At 70.3% G+C, this 20,794-nt stretch carries 18 protein-coding genes and 2 pseudogenes; 9 read left to right on the top strand and 11 right to left on the bottom strand.

What is annotated here, in order from left to right; all coding sequences use genetic code 11:
• Positions 1–69: 69 nt before the first annotated feature.
• Positions 70–1,557, top strand: coding sequence for a VCBS repeat-containing protein (locus IG62_RS0112715; protein WP_051798003.1), 1,488 nt, complete (start codon positions 70–72; stop codon positions 1,555–1,557).
• Here IG62_RS0112715 and IG62_RS0112710 read toward each other — a convergent pair.
• The gene (locus IG62_RS0112710; RefSeq protein ID WP_158795037.1) at positions 1,503–4,457 is read right to left on the bottom strand and encodes a M48 family metalloprotease; all 2,955 of its coding nucleotides are present in this window, start codon (positions 4,455–4,457) and stop codon (positions 1,503–1,505) included. The genes IG62_RS0112715 and IG62_RS0112710 overlap by 55 nt on opposite strands.
• Before the next feature lie 152 nt (positions 4,458–4,609).
• Positions 4,610–5,197, bottom strand: coding sequence for a hypothetical protein (locus tag IG62_RS47790; protein WP_199812464.1), 588 nt, complete (start codon positions 5,195–5,197; stop codon positions 4,610–4,612).
• Positions 5,198–6,072: 875 nt separating this feature from the next.
• On the opposite strand from IG62_RS47790, the gene IG62_RS0112700 reads away from it, so the two are divergent.
• The 3 genes from IG62_RS0112700 (at position 6,073) to IG62_RS0112690 (ending at position 8,331) form a co-directional block, all read left to right on the top strand.
• Complete coding sequence (locus IG62_RS0112700) at positions 6,073–6,786, top strand: maltokinase N-terminal cap-like domain-containing protein (RefSeq protein WP_030801151.1); 714 nt, start codon at positions 6,073–6,075, stop codon at positions 6,784–6,786.
• Positions 6,787–6,957: 171 nt separating this feature from the next.
• Positions 6,958–7,503, top strand: a complete 546-nt coding sequence (locus IG62_RS0112695) for an LppU/SCO3897 family protein (RefSeq protein ID WP_234326452.1) — start codon at positions 6,958–6,960, stop codon at positions 7,501–7,503.
• Between the two features lie 111 nt (positions 7,504–7,614).
• Entirely contained in the window at positions 7,615–8,331 is a 717-nt protein-coding gene (locus IG62_RS0112690; RefSeq protein WP_030801146.1) for a haloacid dehalogenase type II, read from the top strand.
• A gap of 43 nt (positions 8,332–8,374) precedes the next feature.
• On the opposite strand, the pseudogene IG62_RS0112685 reads toward IG62_RS0112690, so the two are convergent.
• Positions 8,375–8,635, bottom strand: a pseudogene (locus tag IG62_RS0112685) (short-chain dehydrogenase); the annotation flags it as partial.
• Here IG62_RS0112685 and IG62_RS44565 point away from each other — a divergent pair.
• A pseudogene (locus IG62_RS44565) lies at positions 8,633–8,868 on the top strand (hypothetical protein); the annotation flags it as partial. The pseudogenes IG62_RS0112685 and IG62_RS44565 overlap by 3 nt on opposite strands.
• A 16-nt stretch (positions 8,869–8,884) precedes the next feature.
• Here the strand turns inward: IG62_RS44565 and IG62_RS0112680 are convergent.
• Both IG62_RS0112680 and IG62_RS0112675 read right to left on the bottom strand, forming a co-directional pair.
• Entirely contained in the window at positions 8,885–9,385 is a 501-nt protein-coding gene (locus IG62_RS0112680) for an RICIN domain-containing protein (RefSeq protein ID WP_030801141.1), read from the bottom strand.
• A gap of 582 nt (positions 9,386–9,967) precedes the next feature.
• Positions 9,968–10,366: a DUF3662 domain-containing protein gene (locus IG62_RS0112675; protein ID WP_030801138.1), complete on the bottom strand. Its 399-nt coding sequence runs from the start codon at positions 10,364–10,366 to the stop codon at positions 9,968–9,970.
• Between the two features lie 177 nt (positions 10,367–10,543).
• Here IG62_RS0112675 and IG62_RS0112670 point away from each other — a divergent pair, with 177 nt between their 5' ends.
• Entirely contained in the window at positions 10,544–11,401 is an 858-nt protein-coding gene (locus IG62_RS0112670; RefSeq protein ID WP_030801136.1) for a hypothetical protein, read from the top strand.
• A gap of 136 nt (positions 11,402–11,537) precedes the next feature.
• Here IG62_RS0112670 and IG62_RS0112665 read toward each other — a convergent pair whose 3' ends face one another.
• The 3 genes from IG62_RS0112665 to gntA form a co-directional block, all read right to left on the bottom strand.
• Positions 11,538–12,077, bottom strand: a complete 540-nt coding sequence (locus IG62_RS0112665) for a DinB family protein (protein ID WP_030801134.1) — start codon at positions 12,075–12,077, stop codon at positions 11,538–11,540.
• Between the two features lie 41 nt (positions 12,078–12,118).
• Positions 12,119–12,811, bottom strand: a complete 693-nt coding sequence (locus IG62_RS0112660) for an RraA family protein (protein ID WP_030801131.1) — start codon at positions 12,809–12,811, stop codon at positions 12,119–12,121.
• 111 nt (positions 12,812–12,922) lie between these two features.
• Entirely contained in the window at positions 12,923–13,675 is a 753-nt protein-coding gene (gene gntA / locus IG62_RS0112655) for a guanitoxin biosynthesis heme-dependent pre-guanitoxin N-hydroxylase GntA (RefSeq protein ID WP_051797999.1), read from the bottom strand.
• A gap of 805 nt (positions 13,676–14,480) precedes the next feature.
• On the opposite strand from gntA, the gene IG62_RS0112650 reads away from it, so the two are divergent.
• The gene (locus IG62_RS0112650) at positions 14,481–16,118 is read left to right on the top strand and encodes an APC family permease (RefSeq protein ID WP_030801126.1); all 1,638 of its coding nucleotides are present in this window, start codon (positions 14,481–14,483) and stop codon (positions 16,116–16,118) included.
• Positions 16,119–16,263: 145 nt separating this feature from the next.
• On the opposite strand, the gene IG62_RS0112645 is transcribed toward IG62_RS0112650, so the two are convergent.
• Positions 16,264–17,028, bottom strand: a complete 765-nt coding sequence (locus tag IG62_RS0112645) for a Clp protease N-terminal domain-containing protein (protein WP_030801124.1) — start codon at positions 17,026–17,028, stop codon at positions 16,264–16,266.
• Positions 17,029–17,085: 57 nt separating this feature from the next.
• Here IG62_RS0112645 and IG62_RS50080 point away from each other — a divergent pair, with 57 nt between their 5' ends.
• Complete coding sequence (locus IG62_RS50080; protein ID WP_078871981.1) at positions 17,086–17,280, top strand: hypothetical protein; 195 nt, start codon at positions 17,086–17,088, stop codon at positions 17,278–17,280.
• 131 nt (positions 17,281–17,411) lie between these two features.
• On the opposite strand, the gene IG62_RS0112640 is transcribed toward IG62_RS50080, so the two are convergent.
• A complete protein-coding gene (locus tag IG62_RS0112640; protein ID WP_030801120.1) occupies positions 17,412–19,031 on the bottom strand; it encodes a M4 family metallopeptidase in 1,620 nt (539 codons plus the stop codon).
• A 427-nt stretch (positions 19,032–19,458) separates the two neighbouring features.
• On the opposite strand from IG62_RS0112640, the gene IG62_RS0112635 reads away from it, so the two are divergent.
• Complete coding sequence (locus IG62_RS0112635; protein ID WP_030801118.1) at positions 19,459–19,923, top strand: SRPBCC family protein; 465 nt, start codon at positions 19,459–19,461, stop codon at positions 19,921–19,923.
• 96 nt (positions 19,924–20,019) lie between these two features.
• Here IG62_RS0112635 and IG62_RS0112630 read toward each other — a convergent pair whose 3' ends face one another.
• Positions 20,020–20,760, bottom strand: coding sequence for a class I SAM-dependent DNA methyltransferase (locus IG62_RS0112630; protein WP_030801115.1), 741 nt, complete (start codon positions 20,758–20,760; stop codon positions 20,020–20,022).
• Positions 20,761–20,794: the final 34 nt, after the last annotated feature.

Genomic DNA, 20,794 nt, shown 5'->3' with positions numbered 1-20,794 from the left:
GGACCTGCCATGCCCAGCGTGCAGCACACCGGTGGACCGACAAGGACGTGGAGGGAGGGGAAGCCGGCGGTGACCACCGGGAACACCACGAGTCCGGCCCACACCGCCCGTCCCGCCGGACGCAGGAGGTCCACGCTCGCCTCGGCGGCTTGCTCGGTACTGCTCGCGGCAGGCCTGGTTTCCCTGGACGCCGGCCCGGCCGCCGCCGCCACGCCCGGGCTGCGCGGTGACTTCAACGGTGACGGCCACGGCGACGTGGTGGCCACCTCGGACGGCGGGGCGGGCCGGATCACCGTGCTCTACGGCGCGGCCGGCGGCCTCGGCTCCGCACGAGCCGTCCTCGACCAGGATTCGCCGGGCGTACCGGGTCACAACGAGGACGGGGACGGCTTCGGCCGGGCCCTGGCCGCGGCGGACTTCGACGGCGACGGCTTCAGCGACCTCGCGGTCGGCATCCCGCACGAAGTGGTCGGCGCCAGCCCCTGGGAGGCCGGTTCGGTGTCGATCCTGTGGGGCGGTCCGTCCGGCCTGTCCGGCGGTACGCCCCTGCCGACCGGCGCGTCGGACCCCGAGGGCCCGTACAGCGCGATCGGCGCGACCCTCGCCGCCGCGGACTTCACCGGTGACGGCCACCCGGACCTGGCCGTCGGCCACGAGGGCGGAGTGCGGCTGCTCAAGGGCCCGTTCACCCGCACCGGTGCGCACAGCGGCGTCACCGTGCACCGGCTCCCCGAGGGGAGCGAGTGGATCGACGCCGTACGGGCCGCCGACATGAACGGCGACGGCCGCGCCGATCTGCTCGCCGAGGCGAACCCCCAGCCCGAGAACGACGCGGACACCTCCTCCGGCATCTGGTGGTTCGCCGGGGCGCCGGACGGGCTGGCAGCCGGAAAGGTGGTGCCCGGCCTGCCGGACGGCGCCCACCTCGCCGGGCGCAAGGCCTTCACCGCGGGCGACCTCGACGGCGACGGACGGGCGGATCTCGCCCTCGGCAGCCGGGGCGGGGGCAGCGGCGGTGTGGGCGGCCGGGCGACCGTCGTGTACGGGGCGGCAGCCGGTCCCGGCACCGGACGCCCGACGCTCTCCGTCGACCAGGACACCGAGGGCGTCCCCGGCACGTCCGAGCCCGAGGACGCCTTCGGCGGGGCGCTCGCCATCGGTGACGTGGACGGCGACCACATCGGTGACCTCGCGATCGGTGCCCCGGGGGAGATGCTCGGCTCGGGCACGGCGGCAGTGAAGTCGGCCGGCGCGGTGACCGTACTGCGCGGCTCATCCGGCGGACTCACGACGGCCGGGGCGCAGATGTACACCCAGGACAGCCCGGGAGTGCCCGGCGCCGCCGAGTCCGGTGACCGCTTCGGCGCGGCCCTGCTGCTCACCGATACCGACCAGGACACCCGCGCGGACCTCGCCGTGACCGCCGACGGCGAGAACGGCACCGGCATGGTCTGGCGCCTGCCCGGCAGCCCGGCCGGCCCGACCGGCACCGGCTCGGCGTACTACGGGGCTCCGGCCGCTCCCGCCGTACGGTTCGGGGTGCCGCTGGAGGGCTGAGCCGGCCCGCCGGCTGCCGGTGGCCCCCCGGGGGCGGCTTGCGCCGCGATGAGGCCGAGCAGTTCCGTGGCGGCCTCGGTGATGTGCAGGAAGTCCCGCATGGCCTTCGTGAACACCGGGAACCTGCCCTCGGCGATCGCCCGCCGGCAGTCGGCGCCCGCCTGCGCGCCCCGTCGCTGGAGCCGCGCCCACCGCTGTTGCGCCCCTGGGTCCGGCAGCGGAAGGTAGCGGCCGGCCTCCGTCGCGACCCGCTCGACGGCGATGCAGTGCGGACGGATCCGGCGGGCGGCGAAACCGCGGTCGGTGAGCGCCGACTTGTCCTGCAGCGCCGTGACGATCCCCAGGACCTCGGCGCCGAAGCGCCCCGTGAGCTTCCTTCCGCCGAGCCGGAGCCAGGCGTCCGTCTGCAGACCGAGGACCTGGGGCGAGGCGGCCGGGATCGCCTCACGGGGCACCAGCTGCTCCTTGGTGAGCGAGGCCCGGGCGGGCCGTCCGCCGTCGCCGCGGGGCAGGCTCACCGTCGCGTTGAGCGCAAGGACGGCTCCGCAGATCACGCCGACCCACACCCGTCGCGCGACCACCCGCTCCCGCCGGGGCCCGGGTCGTCTCGGCGTTCGCCGCACCTTCTGCCCAACTACCAGCGGGCCACGGGCAGTTCGACCGTCCCGACGCAGCGCCCACCGCCCGACCCGCCGCGCCCCCATGCCCAGCAGAGCGGCCGCGGCGGAGACGAAGAGCCCGAGCCCCAGCACCAGGGGCAGCAGGATCTCGGTGGCCGACCAGATCCCGCCGGGCAGCCAACGACACGTGGAGCTCAGCGTGTTGAGCGGGCCGAGGCAGCCGTCGAAGGACCCGAGCAGGAACAGGCCGGCCAGCCCGGACAGCGCCGTGGTCCCGGCCGCCACGAGAGCGAGGAGCAGCGGAAAACGGGCGGTGGTCGCGGCGGTCAGCGCGGCTGTGACGGCCGTACCGCAGACCAGCACGATCAGCACGGACGCCAGGAAGACCAGCAGATAGGTGCCGTACCGCCGGTCGACCGGCGGCTGCCAGGTGTGCATCGAGGCCATGACCGCGACGATGCCGGCCCAGCACACCAGCGCGCCGGTACCGGCGGCGTACAGGGGCCGTCGCAGCGGCGGAAGCAGCACCGCGGGCCCCTGGTCCGGCCCGGACGCCCCGCGCAGCGCACTGCGCACCCAGCGCGGCGTCGCCGCCTGACTGCTCCTCCGCCGTAGCCAGCCGAGCAGCGGCAGCAGCCACAGCAGCGCAGCGGCCCACAGCATCATCGGGTCCGTACCGATCGGCAGCAGTACCGGCAGAGCCATCGCGATCGCCGACAGCGCGCCCTCGTGCCCGGGCACCGTGCCCGGCAGATCGTGCTCCAGCGCTTCGCGGATACCGGTCCCGGAGTACGCCCACCCCATCGTCAGCACATGGCCCTCGGACTGCCACCAGGCGTACCACAGGGCGAACACCGCCCAGGTCGCCGCCAGCCCGAGCAGCATCGCCGGACGCAGGGTGCGGCCCCGCCACGACCGCACCGACAGCTCCGCGTACTGCGCCGTCCAGCACAGGATGCCCACGCTCATCACGATGAGCAGGGCGAACGCCTCCGGATGCCGGGGCAGCCACCGCGTACTCCCGGACGTCGTGCTCATCAGCAACTCGCCGACGACGAGCCCCACCCCGAGCCACCATCCCGCGCGCAGCCCCGACGGCACCCGGCCGCCGGTCAGCACCGCACGCGCCACACCGCGCCACAACGCCACGCCCGGAATCGCCGCGATCAGGCCCGCGAGCAGGGCCGTCAGCGGCCCGAGCGCCCATCCCTGCCGCACGCCCGGCAACAGGTCCGCCATCTGGTCGCCGACGATCGTCGACGTGGCGCCGGCCACGAAAAGGGTGCCGGCGTGGGGCGCGAACAGTTCCCGTGGATCGCTGAGCGACGCCACCCGCCGGTCCCACGTGGGATGCGTCCGCCACAACGCGACGAACGCGCCCCAGAGCCGGCGGGCACCGGAAGCTCGGGCGGACCCCGGGCCTCGCCACGCCCCGGCATCGGCGCCCCAGGCAAGTGCGTCCAGATCCGCATAGGTCTCACGGGTCCGTAGGACATCCGCACGGGCGAGATGGACGAACGCGATCATCGCGGCCGACAGCACCAGTTCATGCGCCATCCCGAGCCGCTCCGCAGGCCCGAGGACCGCCGACGCCGTGGACGACCTGAGGTCCAGCGCGATCCAGACCAGGTACGCCGGCAGCACCGCGACCAGGAACACGCGCCAGAGGGCGACCGTGGCGTAGGTGACGTCGACATCCCGGTTACGGATGTGCGCGAGCTCATGCAGGACCACCGCACGGAAGCCCGCCGGATCCTGCCGTCTGCGCGCCACCAGCCCGCCGTGCAGACAGACCGCATAGCGCCGCAGCCGCCCGAACACCACCGCACTCGCCGTGACCTCCGCCGGCGCGATCACGAACCGCGGCGGACGACCGGACAGCCCGGCCACCTCGACCAACTCGTCCAGCACCGCACGCAATTCGCCCCGGCCGTCGGCCCGTCCGTCGCCCGGCCCCTCATCGGGGACGTCGAGGGGGCGCCCTTCCACCGGAACGACCCGCCCGCGGCGGCCCTTCCAGCGCGGCAGCATCCAGTAGAGCCCGCCCGCCGCGGCGAGGAGCACGCCGAGCACGACGACCGGAACCCATCCCGCGGCAGACGGAACGAAGCGGTCCAGACAGGTCTGGTACGCGTCCCCGGCGCGCACCGTGGTCAGCGCGATGCCCAGGTAGTCGCTGTCCGGATCGGCTCCGGCCGCGAGCGCACACCCGACCCGGATGTTGCGGGGATCGGCGATCGACTCCACGACCTTGTCCGTCACGGTGGCACTGCTGGTCACGAACAGCACCATCAGCAAGACGAAGCGCAACCCCGTGCCCGCCCCGAGGACGCGCTCATCGACACCCGGGCCGGCCGCCGGCCCCGCGCTTGCCCGGCGCCCGGCTGATCCGTTCCCGTTCCCTTTCCCACCCTCACCCATGACGGCCGCCCCTACGCCTCCGGCCCCGGCTCCCCGGAACCGCCGTCCCCGCCCTCCTGCGCCAACTCCCGTCGCGGCGGCGGCAGCACCAGCCGCGCCACCACCCGCTCGGCCAGGGCGGTGGCCGTCTCCGACGCCAGCCCGCTCTCGGCCCCCAGTTCGAGGACCCGCTGCCGTACCGACTCCAACTGCTCCGCCGTCAGTGGGGGAACGACCCTGACCGCCGCGGGCCGGCGCGCCACCCTGCGCAGCCACGCCTTCGACCGCCGGCCCACGTTCTCGACGGCCGCGCCCGCCACTTTCCGTGCCGCCTCGTCCAGCGCCAGCCACACCACCGGCGTCACCAGCGCCGTGACCTCCTGCACCCCGAACCCGAGAGGTTCCCGGGCCCGCCCGCGCCCCCTCAGCCGCGCCACGGCCCGCTCGTCGTCGATCCGCAACAGCCCGTCGACCAGAACGCTTTCGTCCGGCGCGACCTCACCGACGACCTCCCGGACCACCTCCCGCACCGGGACCCCGCCCCGGCCACCCCCGCCGACCCCGGCCACCACGCCCTGCCCGCCCGCAGTACGACCGTCAGTGCCCCGCACCGAATCCATCCGCCCCAGCCCCCTCGTCGCCCTCAACCTCACCCCGAACGAACGACCCAACGCCCCCACATCGTAGTAACGCCACCCCGCGACAGCGGTGTTGCTTGCAGCATTGGCCTTCGAACGGTGGCCTCCAGGGAGCGAGCCGCAGGCAGCGAACTTCCGTCCCGAGCAAGGGAGCGCAAGACGATGCGTCCACCGGACGACATGAACGACAGCGAACGGCTCTTGTGGACCGCGTTCGTCGAAGGGCGCGCATGCGATCTCCGTGTCGGGAACGAGGAGTTCGATGCGGTCGAGGGCGCGGGGGAGTGGGGCCCGGAACGCCGTATCCGAGCCGATGTGGTGACCCGGCTGGCACTGGGGGAAGCCCAGGTGCCGGCGGGAAGAGCCGCCCAGGTGCTCATACGGGGTGCACGCCTCACCGGCCGGCTGACCTTGCGGCACGGCCGGGCCGTCTGCCCGCTCCTCTTCGAGGAATGCGCATTCGACGATCCCCTCGATCTCACGCGAGCTGAATTACCCGCACTCTCCCTCAAAGGATCCAGGATTCCGGGACTTGACGGCTACGCTGGCTCACCCTGGGAATCACCAGCACCGCTTGCTACTTCTCGCTGTTTCCCCCCACTCCGGCGAACGGCACGAAGGGCCCGCACCCGGACTTCTCCCCGTTCATCTATGCGGTAGATGTCCTCCTCCCCGTCCTTGACCTGGGACAGCAGCAGGCCTTTCTCGCTCACGGACCGGGCCGGTGGCTTGTCTGGGCCTCGGTCACCGGCGGTTGGATACTGGCCACGCGGTGATCGCCGGCATGACGCGTGCCCTCTCCCGGGCGTAGGCGATCCAGCGGGGCAGCCCGGCTGCCCTGATGGCAGGATGACGACATGGCTGTCGTCCACCACACCACACTCAAGCCCAGCAAACTGGAGCTGCTCACCTCATGGCTGCCCACGCAGCCCTGGTACCTCGGCACCGGGAGCGCGCCGGACCTCACCAAGGCCGGGGGCTTCCGGCTCGACGATCCGGACGGTGAAGTGGGCCTCGAATTCATGGCCGTCACCGACGCATCCGGCGACCGGCCGGTCACGTACCACGTACCGCTCAGTTACCGCGGCGCCCCGCTGGAGGGCGGTGAGCACGCGCTCGTCGGAAACACGGAGCACGGGGTGCTGGGACGCCGCTGGATCTACGACGGCACTCACGACCCGGTCCTGATCGCCCAGCTCTTCGCCCTCATCACCGGCAAGGCCCAGGCCCAGGACCAGAATGCGAGCGAAGCCGTCGACCCGTCCGTCACCGCATCGTTCACCGCCGCCACCACCGAGGCGAGCGTCAGCGGCGGCTCGGCCGCGCTCGCCCTCGTGGACGTGGTCAACGGACCGCGCGGCACCGACGCCCTCGTGGCCCTGGAGGCCACCAGGCACCTCACCCTCGCCATCCACCGCATGCTCCAGCCGCAGCGCGAGGACGGCACAACTCCGGCCGTCACTACGGCGATCGGACACGTCACCGCCGGCTGGCACCTGCCCGACGGCACTCCAGCACACGGCCCGTTCGTCACCGTCCATGACGGTGCGCCGGCCCGGACCACCGCATAGCGGGGACTCCGGTGGACCGACAACCCGTATGTGCCGGACCGACCGCCCATACGCCCCAGAGCGGCAGAAGGCTCATCCGGAGGGGGACTGATGCTCGCCGTGTGGGTCGCGGCAGGTAGCCTGCCCCGGTCAACATCCTGTTGATCTTCAGCCACAGTCGAGCAGTCCACCATGGGGGACCCCGGAATGTCCGCACCGCCGCCGTACCAGAACCAGCCGCCGCACCAGCAGTACGGCTATGCGCAGCCGGTCCAGCCGCCCGTCCAGCAGCCCTACGGACAGCAGCCGTACGGACAGCAGCCCCACGGACACCCGCAGCCCCCCGGTGGCCCGCAGCGACCGCCGCAGCGCAGCCCGTTGCGGGGGCTCATCAGCGCCGTCGTCATCCTGGCCGTCTTCGGCGGCGGGGCCTGGTACGTGTGGGACTACAACACCAATCCCAACGGCGGTAAGGCCAAGGAGGAAGCCGATCGGGTTGCCCGGCGCGAGGCGGCGGACAAGAAGTACAACCCGAAGATCGGCGACTGCGTCAAGATCAAGGACCCCCAGGGCGAGCCGGTGACGCTGATCGTCGACTGCGGCTCTGCCGATGCCGAGTACAAGCTGGGCGAGCAGTTGGCCGGGCCCGCCCAGAAGTGCGACCCGAAGTGGGACTACGGCATCGAGTACGTGGGCCGGCACACCGCCAGCTACACATTGTGCTTCAGCAAGGTCTGATCCACCGCTCGCGGCAGCTTGCTCATCGCTTGCTTGCTCATCAGTTGCCGCCGGCCGCCGCCCGCTTCCTACGGGCGGCGACCGGCTTCGAGAAACCGGGGGACGACGGACATGGACATCGATGCCGCGGTGTTCGACGTATTCGGGACGTTGACCGACTGGCGGTCCGGGGTGACGGAGGCGCTGACCGCCGTCGGCAACCGGGCCGGGCTGCAAGCCGATTGGGACGCCGTCAGCGATGCCTGGCGCCGCCGGTACCGGCCGGCTCTGCTCAGGGTCGTGACCGGCGAACTGCCCTGGCTGCCCCTGGACGGTCTGCACCGCCGCACGCTCGACGAGGCGCTGGCCGGTCACGGAGCCGGACTCGACGCCCTCGGCGAGGCGGACCGGGACGAGCTCGTCCGGGCCTGGCACCGGCTGCCTGCCTGGCCCGATGCCCCGGCCGGTCTGGAACGACTCCACGACAGCCGCGTGATCACCGCAACGTTGTCCAACGGCGGGCTCGGTCTGCTCGCCCGCCTCACCAAGCACGCCGGGCTCCGCTTCGACTGCCTCCTCTCGGCCGAGCTGGCCACGTCGTACAAGCCCGACCCGCGGGTGTACCTGACGGCCGCCGAACTGCTCGACGTGGAACCGCGACGGCTCCTGATGGTCGCCTGCCACCCGGACGACCTGGCGGCGGCCGCCGACGCCGGCCTCCGCACCGCGTACATCCCCCGCCCGCTGGAATGGGGCCCGGACGCGGCCCCGGTCCCGACCCCCACCGACGTCGACCTCGTCGCCGCCGATGTCCCCGACCTGGCACGCGTTCTGACAGCCAACGGCTGAGCACGGCCCTCGGTGTGCGGGGGCCGGGACGGGCAGCACGTGCCTAGTGGCCCGGCGGCCGTTGAGCGACCGCCGCGAGGGCGAACCGCACGTCGGTCAGCTGCTCCGACACCTCCCAAAGGCGGCGGCCGGTCTCGGCATCGGCTGCCGCGGGAGACAGCCGTACCCTTGTCGGCCCGCCGCGTAGTTCGGCCGGGCCATCGGGGCCGATGAAGGCCCCGCTCTCCATCTCCGGTGCGGTCGCCGCGTACAACTGGGGCAGCGCGCCGCGGTCCGGCGTCTGGGCGAACAGCGGATTGCCGACCTGTCGGCGGAGTTGGCGGATCGCCTGGACCTCGATGCGGACGCCGACCTGTACCCGCGGATGGCCGCCGGCATGGCGCTGAACGCCTTTGATGCCGCACTGCAACGGTGGAGCGGAAGCGACGGCGCCGAGGACCCCGCCGAATTGATCGACCGGCCTTCGCCGTCATCGCCCCGGCGCTGAACGCCCGGCGGGGCGGGAAGCCTGTCAGGCACGCCGCCCCGCCGGGTTGAGCCGGTGCCGTACGGCTCAGCCGATCAAGGGGATCCACCGCTGGTCGTCGGACCCCGTGCACGGTACGAGTGCTACCGCGCTGCGATTGCCGGCATCGGCAATGCAACCCCTGGCGAACTTACGGCTGATGAGGGCCGAGCCCTCGTCCCTGTTCGCGTAGTCCCAGTACTGGGCCTGGATTCCGGAATTGCAGTCATCCAGCGCAATCGGCTGCCCGATACCCTTGGCCGTGACGCACCGGCCGGGGTGGATGGCGCTTTCCAGCTGGTAACCCTGGAACCTTCCGGACTTCAAGTAGAAGTCCTGAGTTCCGGAGATGTCGGGAGTCCAGGACTTGAGGGTGTCGTTTCCGAAGGCGTCGAGGTTGCGGTCGCTGCCGACGTTCTGGAACGTGTACCGCACGTCCGGCCGGATCGTCGGGCCGGTCGCCGCCTGCGCGCTGCCGGTGGTCAACAGACCCACGCTCAGCAGGGCGGATGCGGACAGAACGGCGGCGATGGCCTTGCGACTTGCCACGGGCTCCTCCTGACCTGGTGACGCTGTGCGCGTCACGCGAAAAGGTTGATGGTGCACTTTCCCAAGGCATGTGCCTCGGAAAGGAACCTATGTTTCGCCGCGGCCCGCCCGGAAGTCGAGTTCCGGACGTCGAAAAGGCCGAGCGGTTTCCCGTTCAAGGGAATTGCATTCCCAGAGGAGTGGCTTTACGGCAAGGGGCCATTCGGCCTGTCCGAAGGCCGCCCGTACGGCACGTCGGCCGGTTCGGCCGAATCCGGAGAATTTCCGGCCAGTACTCGGCCGTCAGTATGCGGGGCCGGACGGGAAAGGATAGGGGCCGACGGCTACGGGGGCGGGGGCGGCCCGCGGGTCTCCATGCCCGGGAGGAAGGTTTGCGCCGACGGTTGCGTCGTCATCAGGGCGTGCGTGAGGTGGTGCGAAACCCGCCCCCCGGCGCGAAACGGTGCGCGACGGCGACGGCGTACGTGGCCGGATCCCGGCAAAGCGTGACATCGCCGCAGGTGTCGTCGTAAAGCTGCCGGGCGCGAAGGGCGGGCGCCCGAGGCGGGCGCCTCGGGAAAGGCGGAGGTGTCCGCGCGGGGCTCACCCCGTCCGTGGGGCGGGGGCACCCGCGGGGATGTGGGTGCGGGCCGAACTGGTGATGCGGTAGCGGCCGTTCGGCACGGGCGCCGCGGTGACGTGGACGGTGAGCGGGCCGGCCCACTCGTAGTCGCGTTTCGCGGCGTGGTGTGCCAGTACGTCGGTGAGTCGCTGGCCTATCTGGCCGCCCTGCGCGGCCAGTTCGTCGTGGACCTCGGGTGCGAGTTCGACCGTGTACTCATTGGGCACGAGGACACGGTGCTGGCTGCAGACGACCGCGTGGTCGTCGCATTCACGCCGCAGGTCGTCGCACAGCTCGACGGGGTCGTTCCCGGCGATCTTGGCGATCAGCGCGCTCTCGCACTCCTCCACTACCTGTTCCATCTGCTTCAGGAGTCCCATGAGAGGGCGCGTGCCCGGGAGCGCCGTGTGCATGCGGACACAAGAACTCCATGTGAACGCACAACCCTTCACATCCTTCAGGGGTCTCGTGATCGGAGTCAGTGGACTCCACGACCGATCCGGGTCCCGCCGGCCGTCTTCCACGCCGGCGGTTCCCCTCTCTCATTCGAGGAACACATGCGCATTCGTGCCACTGCCGCCGCACTGTCCGGCGCCCTGGCCATATCCGCCCTCGCCGTCCCGGCCGCACAGGCCGCGGACGCCCCGGGCGTCGGCGCCGCCAAGGCGCAGCTCTTCGCCGCGCAGTCCCCCGCCGTAGCCGGGGCGGACGACGCACGGGGAGACACCAAGATCACGAACGTCACCGTCAACGGCGGCAAGGACATCGTGGTCGGCACCAGCCTGAAGAAGACGTACACCGTCTCCGTCACCGCCACCGACCCGGCCGGCATCTACGACGGTTACGCCTTCCTGTGGCACGGCACCGACCTGGATTCCAAGACCGGTGTGGACGGTGCCATGACCCCGGGCACCGACCACGGCAGCTGCCAGCAGGTCAACGCCACGACCTCCACCTGCTCGGTCACCCTGGTCGCCGACCCCGCCTCCACGATCTACGGCAACCTCCTCGCCGGCAGGTGGCACGTCTTCGTGTCCGCGGTGGGCAAGGACGGTGACTACACCATCAAGGACACGTACAAGTCGGGCTGGGTGAAGCGTGCCTCCAAGCTGACCACGAACGCCGGGCCCGAGCCGGTGAAGGCGGGTGCGACCCTCACCGTCACCGGTGCCCTGACCCGGGCGAACTGGGACACCGGCACGTATGGCGGGTACGGCAACCAGTCCGTGCAGCTGCAGTTCCGCAAGCAGGGCGCCAGCAGCTACAGCACCGTCAAGACCGTGACGTCGGACAGCCGCGGCAACCTGAAGACGACCGTGAAGGCGTCGGCCGACGGTTCCTGGCGCTACGTCTTCGCCGGCACGCCGACGTCGTCGGTGGCGACGTCCACGAGTGACTACGTCGACGTGAAGTAACGCGCCGATGTGAGGTGCCCGGCCACGCGAGGTGACTGGCCCACGTGAAGCCGGGGACACAGGGGCGGGGCGGCCGGTTGGTGGCCGCCCCGCCCGCTGTCTTCGGTGCGGGGCCGTGGTGTCGGCCCCGCACCGCTCACGCCCCCGTCACGCCGTCGATGCGCTCCCGGAGCAGATCCGCATGGCCGTTGTGGCGCGCGTACTCCTCGATCATGTGGACCAGGATCCAGCGCAGGGAGACGTCTTGGCCGCCGACATGGCCGGCCTCTCGTTCCGAGAGCCGGCCGGAGTCGTCCAGGGAACGGCCCGCGACCAGCTCGCGGCTCCGGGCGACTTCCGCCCGCCAGACCGCCAGCGCCTCGTCGATCCCGCGCCCGGCAACGAGTGCAAAGCCATCGTCCGCTCCCTCGCGCTGGTCATCGGCGAAGACCGCGGGCACTTCCTGGCCGGCGAACACCCGCTGGAACCAGTTGCGTTCCACCTCCGCCATGTGCTGCACCAGGCCCAGCAGCGTCATCGGTGACGGCGGCACCGAGGCCACCCGTAGCTGCTGATCGTCAAGCCCCTCGCACTTGAGCGGGAGCGTGGCGCGGTGGAAGTCCAACCAGGCCTCCAGCGTGGCGCGTTCATCGGCGAGCGGTGGCGGTACGGTGCGTCCGTCCGGTGTCATGACCATGAGCCACACCTTCGCACAGGGGAGCGGGGCAGGGCCTTCTCCTATTCCTCGATGGCACCGCCGATGCGGCGGAGGTGCTGCCGGAAGGTGTAGGTGGGGTCGGTGGCGCGGCGGGCCAGGTAGTCGTCGAAGGCCGTTTGGTGGCGAAGGGTCTGGCCGGCGCGGATCTTGCGGGCTTGTTCGCGTTCCGTCCGCCGGATCTCGTGTGCGGTGGCGAGGACCTCTTCGGCATGTTCGGCGGCGAGGAACAGCACACCGTCGTCATCGCCGAGGACCAGGTCGTCGTGGCCGACCAGGTGCTCCGCGAACCGTGCCGTCGTGAGCGCCTCGGGCTCCCGCCCGTCGAGCCGTACCGGGCCGGGCGGACAGGCGCCGTAGCTGAACACCGGGCGGCCGATGTCCACCAATTCCGGTGTGTCGCGGTGCAGGCCCCACACCACCAGCCCCGCCACGCCCGCCGCTTGGGCCTCCAGGACCGTCAGGTCACCGATACACGCTTCGTCCGTCCGCCCGCCGTTGTCGATGACCAGTACGTCGCCCTCTTCGGCCTGGGCGAAGGCCTCCAGGAACACGTCCACACTGCCGTAATGCCGCACCGGCAACGCGCGGCCGGCGACCCGCTGGCCGGGGACGACGGGGTGGATACCGGCCGGTGCCGTGCGCAGCGGTACGCCATGGCGGACGCATGCGTCGGCCACCAGTGGGGTGGACAGGTCGGTGAAGGAACTCAGCATGGTGTGCTTCCCGCTCTCTGACGTGCGGCTTCCAAGATCTCTTACCGGCCGGGACTCTACGCGTCGACGCCGGACTGTGGTGAGGAGTGCCTTGTCGGCCCTCCTCCTGGCTCATCGTCCGTGAGGGGCCCCGTGCTGGACCCCATGCCGGAGCAGCCCCTCGGTGAAGTCCTCGGTCGCCGCTTCGTGCCGCGAGGTGTACGGACACGTCCAGTCCTCCTCCGTGAACCGGCCGGAGAAGTGCCGTGCGGGCTGCTCGTATTCATACACGGTGAAGCTCGGATTGACGGAACCGTTGTTCGTGGTCTCACGTCGGCGAATGGCGCCCTGCATCGAGTAGAACTTCTCACCGAGAAGCATGAACTGCGCCAGGGAGTTGAAAGCGATCGCCGACGTCGAGAAGCGACGGCTCGCCCTGGACGCGCCCGGGTGCATTCCCACGACGAAGAACGCGTGACCGCCCGTGTGAAATCCGAAGTTCGGTGTGCGGGGATCGGACGAGGCGCCCTTGTCCAGGCCGAAGGTCCGGCTGTCCAGGTCATGCATGAGCTGGAGATGTCGCCATATGAGCCCCTCGTAGGTGAGCTCGTCGACGGCCCCCGGCTCGTCGAACGTCGCGACGAACGTACGAAAGCTCTGGTCCGACAGCAGGGGCCGCACGGCCTCCACGTATTCAAGGAGGTCGCGGTAATTCTCCCGGGCCGACCTTTCGTCGCCCATTCTTCGGTAGTGCCGGTGCGTGATGGTGTCGCGTTTGAGTGCGGCGCGGGCGCCCAGGCAGCTGAACTCCCGGGTTTGAATGAAGCGGTCCAGTTGGCCGCGTACGGCTGCGGTGCTGCGCACGGCGGTATCGGGTTCAGTCATCGTGAGGACCTTGCCTTGGCTGGATGTGAGCGCTTGATGTCAGCGGCGCGGGCGGCCCGGATGCGTCCCCTGCCTCAGGGGTGCCGTTGGCGTGCCGGTGGGGGAGCGCTGGGCACGGTGGCTGCTGATCGCCGCCCTCCCGGGACGTGATCAACGGCTGACCGAATCGACACTGAGGTGTACGAGTCCCCTAGGCAATACCTAAAGCGGACAAAGTGTGGTTCATGGCGGCAACCAGCCTCAGGACGGGCAGCCGAGTCCGGCCACGAGGAGTGTCCGGGTGGTGGCCAGCGGTGTGGGCGTGCTGTCTTTTCGTGGAGCTGTGGGCGCGCCATGCCGCAACTTGCCGAATGCGTAAGGGTGTTGGGGGTCGGCATTTGGTCGGGGTGCCATATCGTGATCGCTTGCGGTGAGGATCGCCAGGGCCGACCGGACTGCCCGTCCGAGTCGCATCCCCGACGGGCCGACCTCGCCACTCCCGTCCCGTGCAACTACCCCGAAAGCCGGCCCTGGGCAATACCCGCCAGGCCAATTTATCCGCCGTGAATGTTCAAATTTTCGCCAACTCGAATTCTGGAATTTCCGGCCCGTACGAGTAATCGGTCGGTGGCTCTCCGGCGTGCAGGGGGCGCTGTGAGGCTCAACTGGGCGCCCTGGGGCGGCCCGAATGGCCCGACGCCAAATCTCTGTATTGGGCACGCATTTCCGCCGAATGTAACTATTCAGTCAACGGCTCTTTGCAGGGCTCTGAATGCTCTCTAATCTGAGGCAACTTTTCGGCCAGCCCTGTCTTGAAAGGCCTCCTATGGCAAGCGTTGACCAGATCGCTCCCCTGAAGACACGCGATCCGGGCTCCCTCCGCAGGGACGTGGGACTGATCGGCCTGATGTGGGCCTCGGTCGGTTCGATCATCGGCTCCGGTTGGCTGTACGGAGCCCAGAAGGCCGTGGTCGTTGCGGGCCCGGCCGCGATCATCTCCTGGAGCATCGGCGCGGTCGCGATCGTGCTCCTGGCCCTGGTGCACGCCGAACTCGGCGGACTGTTCCCGGTGGCCGGCGGCACGGCGCGGTATCCGCACTACGCCTTCGGCGGCCTGGCGGGCATGTCGTTCGGCTGGTTCTCCTGGCTCCAGGCCGCGACCGTGGCGCCCATCGAGGTCGAGGCCATGATCGGTTACGCCGGTCACTGGTCGTGGGCCCAGGGCTTCCTGCATGCCAATGGCACCCTCACCACCAGCGGTTTCATCGTGGCCGTCGTCCTGATGGCGATCTTCGTCGCGGTGAACTTCCTGGGTGTGAAGGTCCTCGCCCACACCAACAGCGCCGCCACCTGGTGGAAGATCGCCGTACCCCTCGGGGCGATCTTCGTCATCGCGGCGACCAACTTCCACCCGCACAACTTCACCTCGCACGGCTTCGCGCCGTTCGGCGCCAAGGGCGTGCTCAGCGCCATCAGCACCAGCGGCATCATCTTCGCGCTGCTCGGCTTCGAGCAGGCCATCCAGCTGGCCGGCGAGAGCCGCAACCCCAAGCGTGACCTGCCGCGCGCCACGATCGGTTCGGTCGTGATCGGCGCCGTCATCTACACGCTCCTGCAGGTGGTCTACATCGGCGCGCTGCCGCTGGCCTCCTTCGCGCACGGCTGGGCCAAGCTGGACTACGTCGGCATCAGCGGCCCGTGGGCCGGTCTGGCCACCGTGATCGGCCTGGGCTGGCTCGGCTGGGTCCTGTACGCGGACGCCATCGTGTCCCCCGGCGGCACCGGCCTCATCTACACCACCTCCACCTCGCGCATCTCCTACGGCCTGAGCAAGAACGGCTACGCCCCCAGGCTGTTCGAGCGGATCGACAAGCGCGGTGTGCCGTGGTTCGGCCTGATCATCTCCTTCCTGACCGGTGTGATCTGCTTCCTGCCGTTCCCGAGCTGGCAGGAGCTGGTCTCCTTCATCACCTCGGCGAGCGTCCTGATGTACGCCGGCGCCCCGCTCGCGTTCGGCGTGTTCCGCGACCGTCTGCCGAACCGCGAGCGTCCGTACCGCCTGCCCGGCGGCAACATCATCTCGCCGCTGTCCTTCGTCGTGGCCAGCCTGATCATCTACTGGGCCGGCTGGACCACCCTGCAGCGGCTCGGCTGGGCGATCATCCTCGGGTACGTGCTGCTCGGCAGCTACGCCTGGTACGCGACGAAGAAGCAGCTGCCGAACGCGCCCCGGCTGGACTGGAAGGCCGCCCAGTGGCTGCCGGTGTACCTGATCGGCATGGGCCTCATCGCCTGGCAGGGCGGCTTCGGCGGACAGGGCCACATCCCGCTGTGGTGGGACATGGTGCTCGTCACGGTGTTCGCGCTGGGCATCTACTACTGGGCCCGCAGCACCGCGGTCTCGACCGAGGCCATTGAGCAGAACATCGAGGAGGTCGCAGTCGTGGACGAGGGCGGCCACTGACCGCACTCGACCCTCCGCCTGCACGACAGGAGCCGATGGGCCCGGCCGGTTTTCCGGCCGGGCCCATCGGCCTTCGCATGGGCCTCTGGCGGCTTTCGCGTGGGCCTCTGTTTTCTCGGGTCAGGCTGCTGGGGCCTGGATCCCGCTAGCCGTCCGCCTTCCCCTGCTCGTCCGCCGGTGCTCCCTGCGCCCCGTTGAGCACCGCCAGGGCGGCCTCCACGTGCTCCTGCGTCGCGGCCTTGCTGAGGCCCGTGTCGGTGAGCACCCCCGAGCCGTTCTCGTGCTCCAGGAGTGCCAGCAGGATGTGTTCGGTGCCGATGTAGTTGTGGCCCAGACGCAGGGCCTCGCGGAAGGTGAGTTCGAGGACCTTCTTCGCGTCGGCGTCGAACGGGATGAGCGCGGGGACCGGCCCCCCGGAGGGAGGCAGGGCCGCCGTCGCCGCCTCCCGGACGGCGTCCAGCGACACGTCCTGCTCAAGGATCATCTTCCCCGCGAGCGCATCGGGTTCGGCGAGCAGCCCGAGGATGAGGTGCACGGTGCCGATCTCACCGTTGCCCGCCGCATGGGCCTCCTTCTGTGAGGCCACCACCACGCTCCTCGCCCGCGGGGTGTACCGGCTGAAGCCCTGGCTCGGATCGAGGTCCGAGTCGCCCGACGTCTTCGGCACGAACCGCTTCTGGGCGGCCTGGCGGGTGACGCCCATGCTCTTGCCGATGTCCGTCCAGCTGGCTCCGGAACGCCGGGCCTGGTCCACGAAGTGGCCGATGAGGTGATCGGCGATGTCGCCGAGGTGGTCAGCGGCGATCACCGCGTCGGTGAGCTGGTCGAGGGCGTCTGGGTGGGCCTTCTTGATGGCCTCGATCAGGTCGTCGAGGCGTACGGGATGGGTGGGTCCGCCTGGATTCGTCATGTGACAACCGTAGGTTGACAGCAGGGAGAGTGTCAACCCGTGGTTGACGATGCCTGGATCCGGGACGGAATCAGGTCGCGCGAGGTCGGTGGGGGAGGCCACGATGGCGGCCACGATGGCGATCGGGCCGGGTGGTTCCTGCGCGAAGTGACGTCCGGCGACGCCCAGGTGATGGCCCGGTGGAGGGGCAACTACCGCCGGGGGAACGAACGGTCGGCGCGCCGCCATCCACGCCATGCCACCGGCCGCTGACGGCATTCGCCGCACAGAAGAAAAGCGTCCCGGCACCGACGCCGACCTCGATGTCCGTCCTGCCCATCGATGTCCGCGCGGTGCCGGGACGCCCCGGTGCCTGGTGCCCCGTGCCGTGAGCCGGCTGGGGACTACTTCACGTTCACGCCCGCCCAGGCGGCGCCCACTGCCTTGTACTCGGCGCCGGTCGTGCCGTACAGGTCACCCGCCGCCTTCAGGGTCGCGGCGCGCGCGGCCTTGTAGTTGGTGGTGGAGGTCATGTACGTGGTGAGGGCCTTGTACCAGATCTTCTCGGCCTTGTCCCGGCCGATGCCGGTGACCTTGGAGCCGTCGACGGTGGGGCTGTTGTAGCTGACGCCGTTGATGGTCTTGGCGCCGCTGCCCTCGGAGAGCAGGTAGAAGAAGTGGTTGGCGACGCCGGACGAGTAGTGCACGTCCTTGTTGCCGACCGTGCTCGACCAGTAGTCCGCCGAGCCGCCGTCCTTGCTGGGCTTGTCCATGTAGCGCAGCGGGGTGCCGTCACCGTTGATGTCGATCTTCTCGCCGATGAGGTAGTCGCCCGGGTCGGCGGCGTTCTTGGCGTAGAACTCGGCCGAGGTGCCGAAGATGTCGGACGTCGCCTCGTTGAGGCCGCCGGACTCACCGCTGTAGTTGAGGCCGGCGGTGGCCGCGGTGACGCCGTGGCTCATCTCGTGGGCGGCCACGTCGAGGGAGGTCAGCGGGTGACTGTTGCCGCTGCCGTCGCCGTACGTCATGCAGAAGCAGCCGTCGTCCCAGAAGGCGTTGACGTAGCTGTTGCCGTAGTGGACGCGGGAGTACGCGCCCTTGCCGTCGTTGCGGATGCCGTTGCGGCCGAAGGTGTTCTTGTAGAAGTCCCAGGTGACCGCCGCACCGTAGTGGGCGTCGACGCCGGCGGTCTGCCGGCCGCCGCCCCACACGTCGTCCGCGTCGGTGAACAGCGTCCCGGTGCCGGACGTCTTCTGGTTGAGGTCGTACGTCTTGTGGCCGCCGCGGGCGCCATCGGTGAGCTGGTACGCCGTCCCGCTCTTCGTTGTGGTCAGCGGGACGTTGCCGCTGTAGGTGCTGGTCCCGGTGCCGGTCTCGATCGCCTCGTCCTCGAACAGCTTCTTGCCGGTGGCCGCGTCCGTGATGACGTGCAGGGCGCTGGGGGTGCCGTCCTTCTGGGTGCCGGTGACGACGGTCTCGTACGCGAGGACCGGCTTGCCCGAGGCGGCCCAGATCACCTTGCGCGGCGTGCCGGAGGTGCCGGTCCTGGTGTCCTTCTTCGCCGCGGCAGCGCTGAGGGCGCTCTTCTTCGCGGTGGAGGGGGCGAGCGCGGCGGTCGTACTGGCCACGGATATCCGGGCCTTGGTCGCCTTGGTGACGCTGCGGGTGCCGTTCTTGGTCTGGTGCACCACCAGGTCACCGCCCAGAACGGGCAGGCCGGCGTAGGTACGGTCGTAGCGGGTGTGCACCGTGCCGTTCGCGTCCTTGATGACGTCCCGGACGACGAGCTTCTCCTTCGCGCCAAGGCCGATCTTGGCGGCGATCGTGGAGGCGCTGCTCTGCGCCTCCTGCAACGCGGATACCCGCTGCGCTGCGGAGAGTTGGGCCGCCGACGCGCCGGTCGCGCGGTCCGCCTGCGCACTGGCCGATCCGGCCTGGACGCCGACCGCGACCATCGCGGCGGAGGCGACCAGGGCGGCAGCGCGCAGGGTGTTCTTGCGGGGGGTGGACGAAGTCCGTCTCAACTCGGTCTCCCTTGTGAGGGCCGCGGGGTCGCGGCCCAAGAGGTGGGGCCGGGCAGCCGAGGGGTGGGGTGCCCGGTGGAGGAGTGAATCGACCGAAGATTGCCACGAGTTGAGATCGATTGACAGATGTTCAACAAGCAAGAAACTGCGAATTTACGAATCGGACCGCTTCCTGACGGGTTTTGTCCCGCAGTGCGGCGTCTTGCGGACACCCGGCTGTGCTCGCGACCCCCGTTGAACCCGACTCCTGCTGCTCGCACCCCCCACATGCCGCAGGACTCACACCCACCACGGCCCGCAGGAGCAGAGCGCATCGGCACGCTCACCGACCGTGTGCCGTCCGAGGGAGGGCATTCCTGCACCTGCCAACCACAGCGCAGCGCCCTAGGCTGAACGCCAAGGCACACGGTGAGGCGGTGGCGTGCCCATGGCACTACGGCACCAGCTGATCAGGACCCGGCGGGAGACGGTATGGGCCGTCCTGGCGGACGGCTCGCGCTACCAGGACTGGGTGGTGGGAACGGTCCGCTCGCGCCCCAAGGACGACAACTGGCCGCGGCTCGGCTCCGCCCTTGAATACACCTTCCGGCTGGGGCCGTGGGAACTCGCCGGCCAGACCATCGTCCGGTGCAGCGAGCCACCACGACGGCTTGAGCTGGAGATCGACAGCGGACGGCTCGGCACCGCACGCATCGCCCTGGAACTGCGCCCCTGGGGTGAGCACACCGTGGTCATCGCCGACGAGCACCCGCTGACCGGTCCGAGCGGACGGCTGCACAACGCCGGCGTCGACATGCTGCTCCAGCTGCGCCACCGCCGCATGCTCAGCAACCTGGCCAAAGTGGCGGAAGCTGCCGACCAGGGAGGGGGCGAGGCGGGGCACCGGGGGTAAGCCGAGGGCCGGGGGAAACGACCAGCCGACGGCGAGCAGAGCGCACGAGGGACGGGAAGCACGCGGTCGGTACGCGGTCGGTCGGCGGGCTGCCGGTCAGTCGGCGGGCTTCTCCCATACGGAGACGTGCTGGTGGCTCTCGCTCGTGAAGGGCCCCTTCCCCCAACCGTCCCACCGCTCGCGCAGCCGCAGCCCCGCCAGCTGAGCCATCAGATCGAGCTCCGCGGGCCAGACGTACCGGAAGGGGATCGACCGGTACTCCCCGCGGCCGTCGACGACATCGACGTAGTTCGAGCTCATGGCCTGGGTGGCGACGTCGTAGAGATCGAAGGCCCAGCTGGTCGGGCTCACCTTGAAGGGCACGACGTTCTGGCCGGCTGGCAGCTTTCTCAGCTCCGGAACCCCGACCTCGATGACGAAACAGCCGCCCGGTTCGAGGTGGGCCGCGGCGTTGCGGAAGCATGCCACCTGTGCCGCCTGGGTCGTCAGATTCATGATCGTGTTGAACACCAGATATGCGAGGGAGAACGTCCCCGGCACGCGCGTCGTCGCGAAGTCGCCGATCGTCACGTCGATCGCCTCAGCGCCCGGCTTGTCCCGCAGCCGCGCGACCATCGCCCGTGACATGTCGATACCGTGCACCGGAACCCCGCGGCGCGCCAGCGGCAGGGCGATCCGCCCCGTCCCGATGCCCAGCTCAAGGGCCCGGCCTTCACCGGCCAGACCCGCCAGCACGTCGACCGTTTCGGCCACGACGTCCGGGGCGAACATGTCGCCCGAGGATGCGTCGTACTTCGCGGCGAGCTGTTCCCCGAAATACCCGTCCTTATCGTTCAGTTCATCCACCACGCGACCATACTGCGGAGCCGTT

This window comes from Streptomyces sp. NRRL S-337 (genome assembly GCF_000720175.1).
GTDB lineage: Bacteria > Actinomycetota > Actinomycetes > Streptomycetales > Streptomycetaceae > Streptomyces > Streptomyces siderophoricus.
This window is presented reverse-complemented; position numbering and strand designations above follow the sequence as displayed.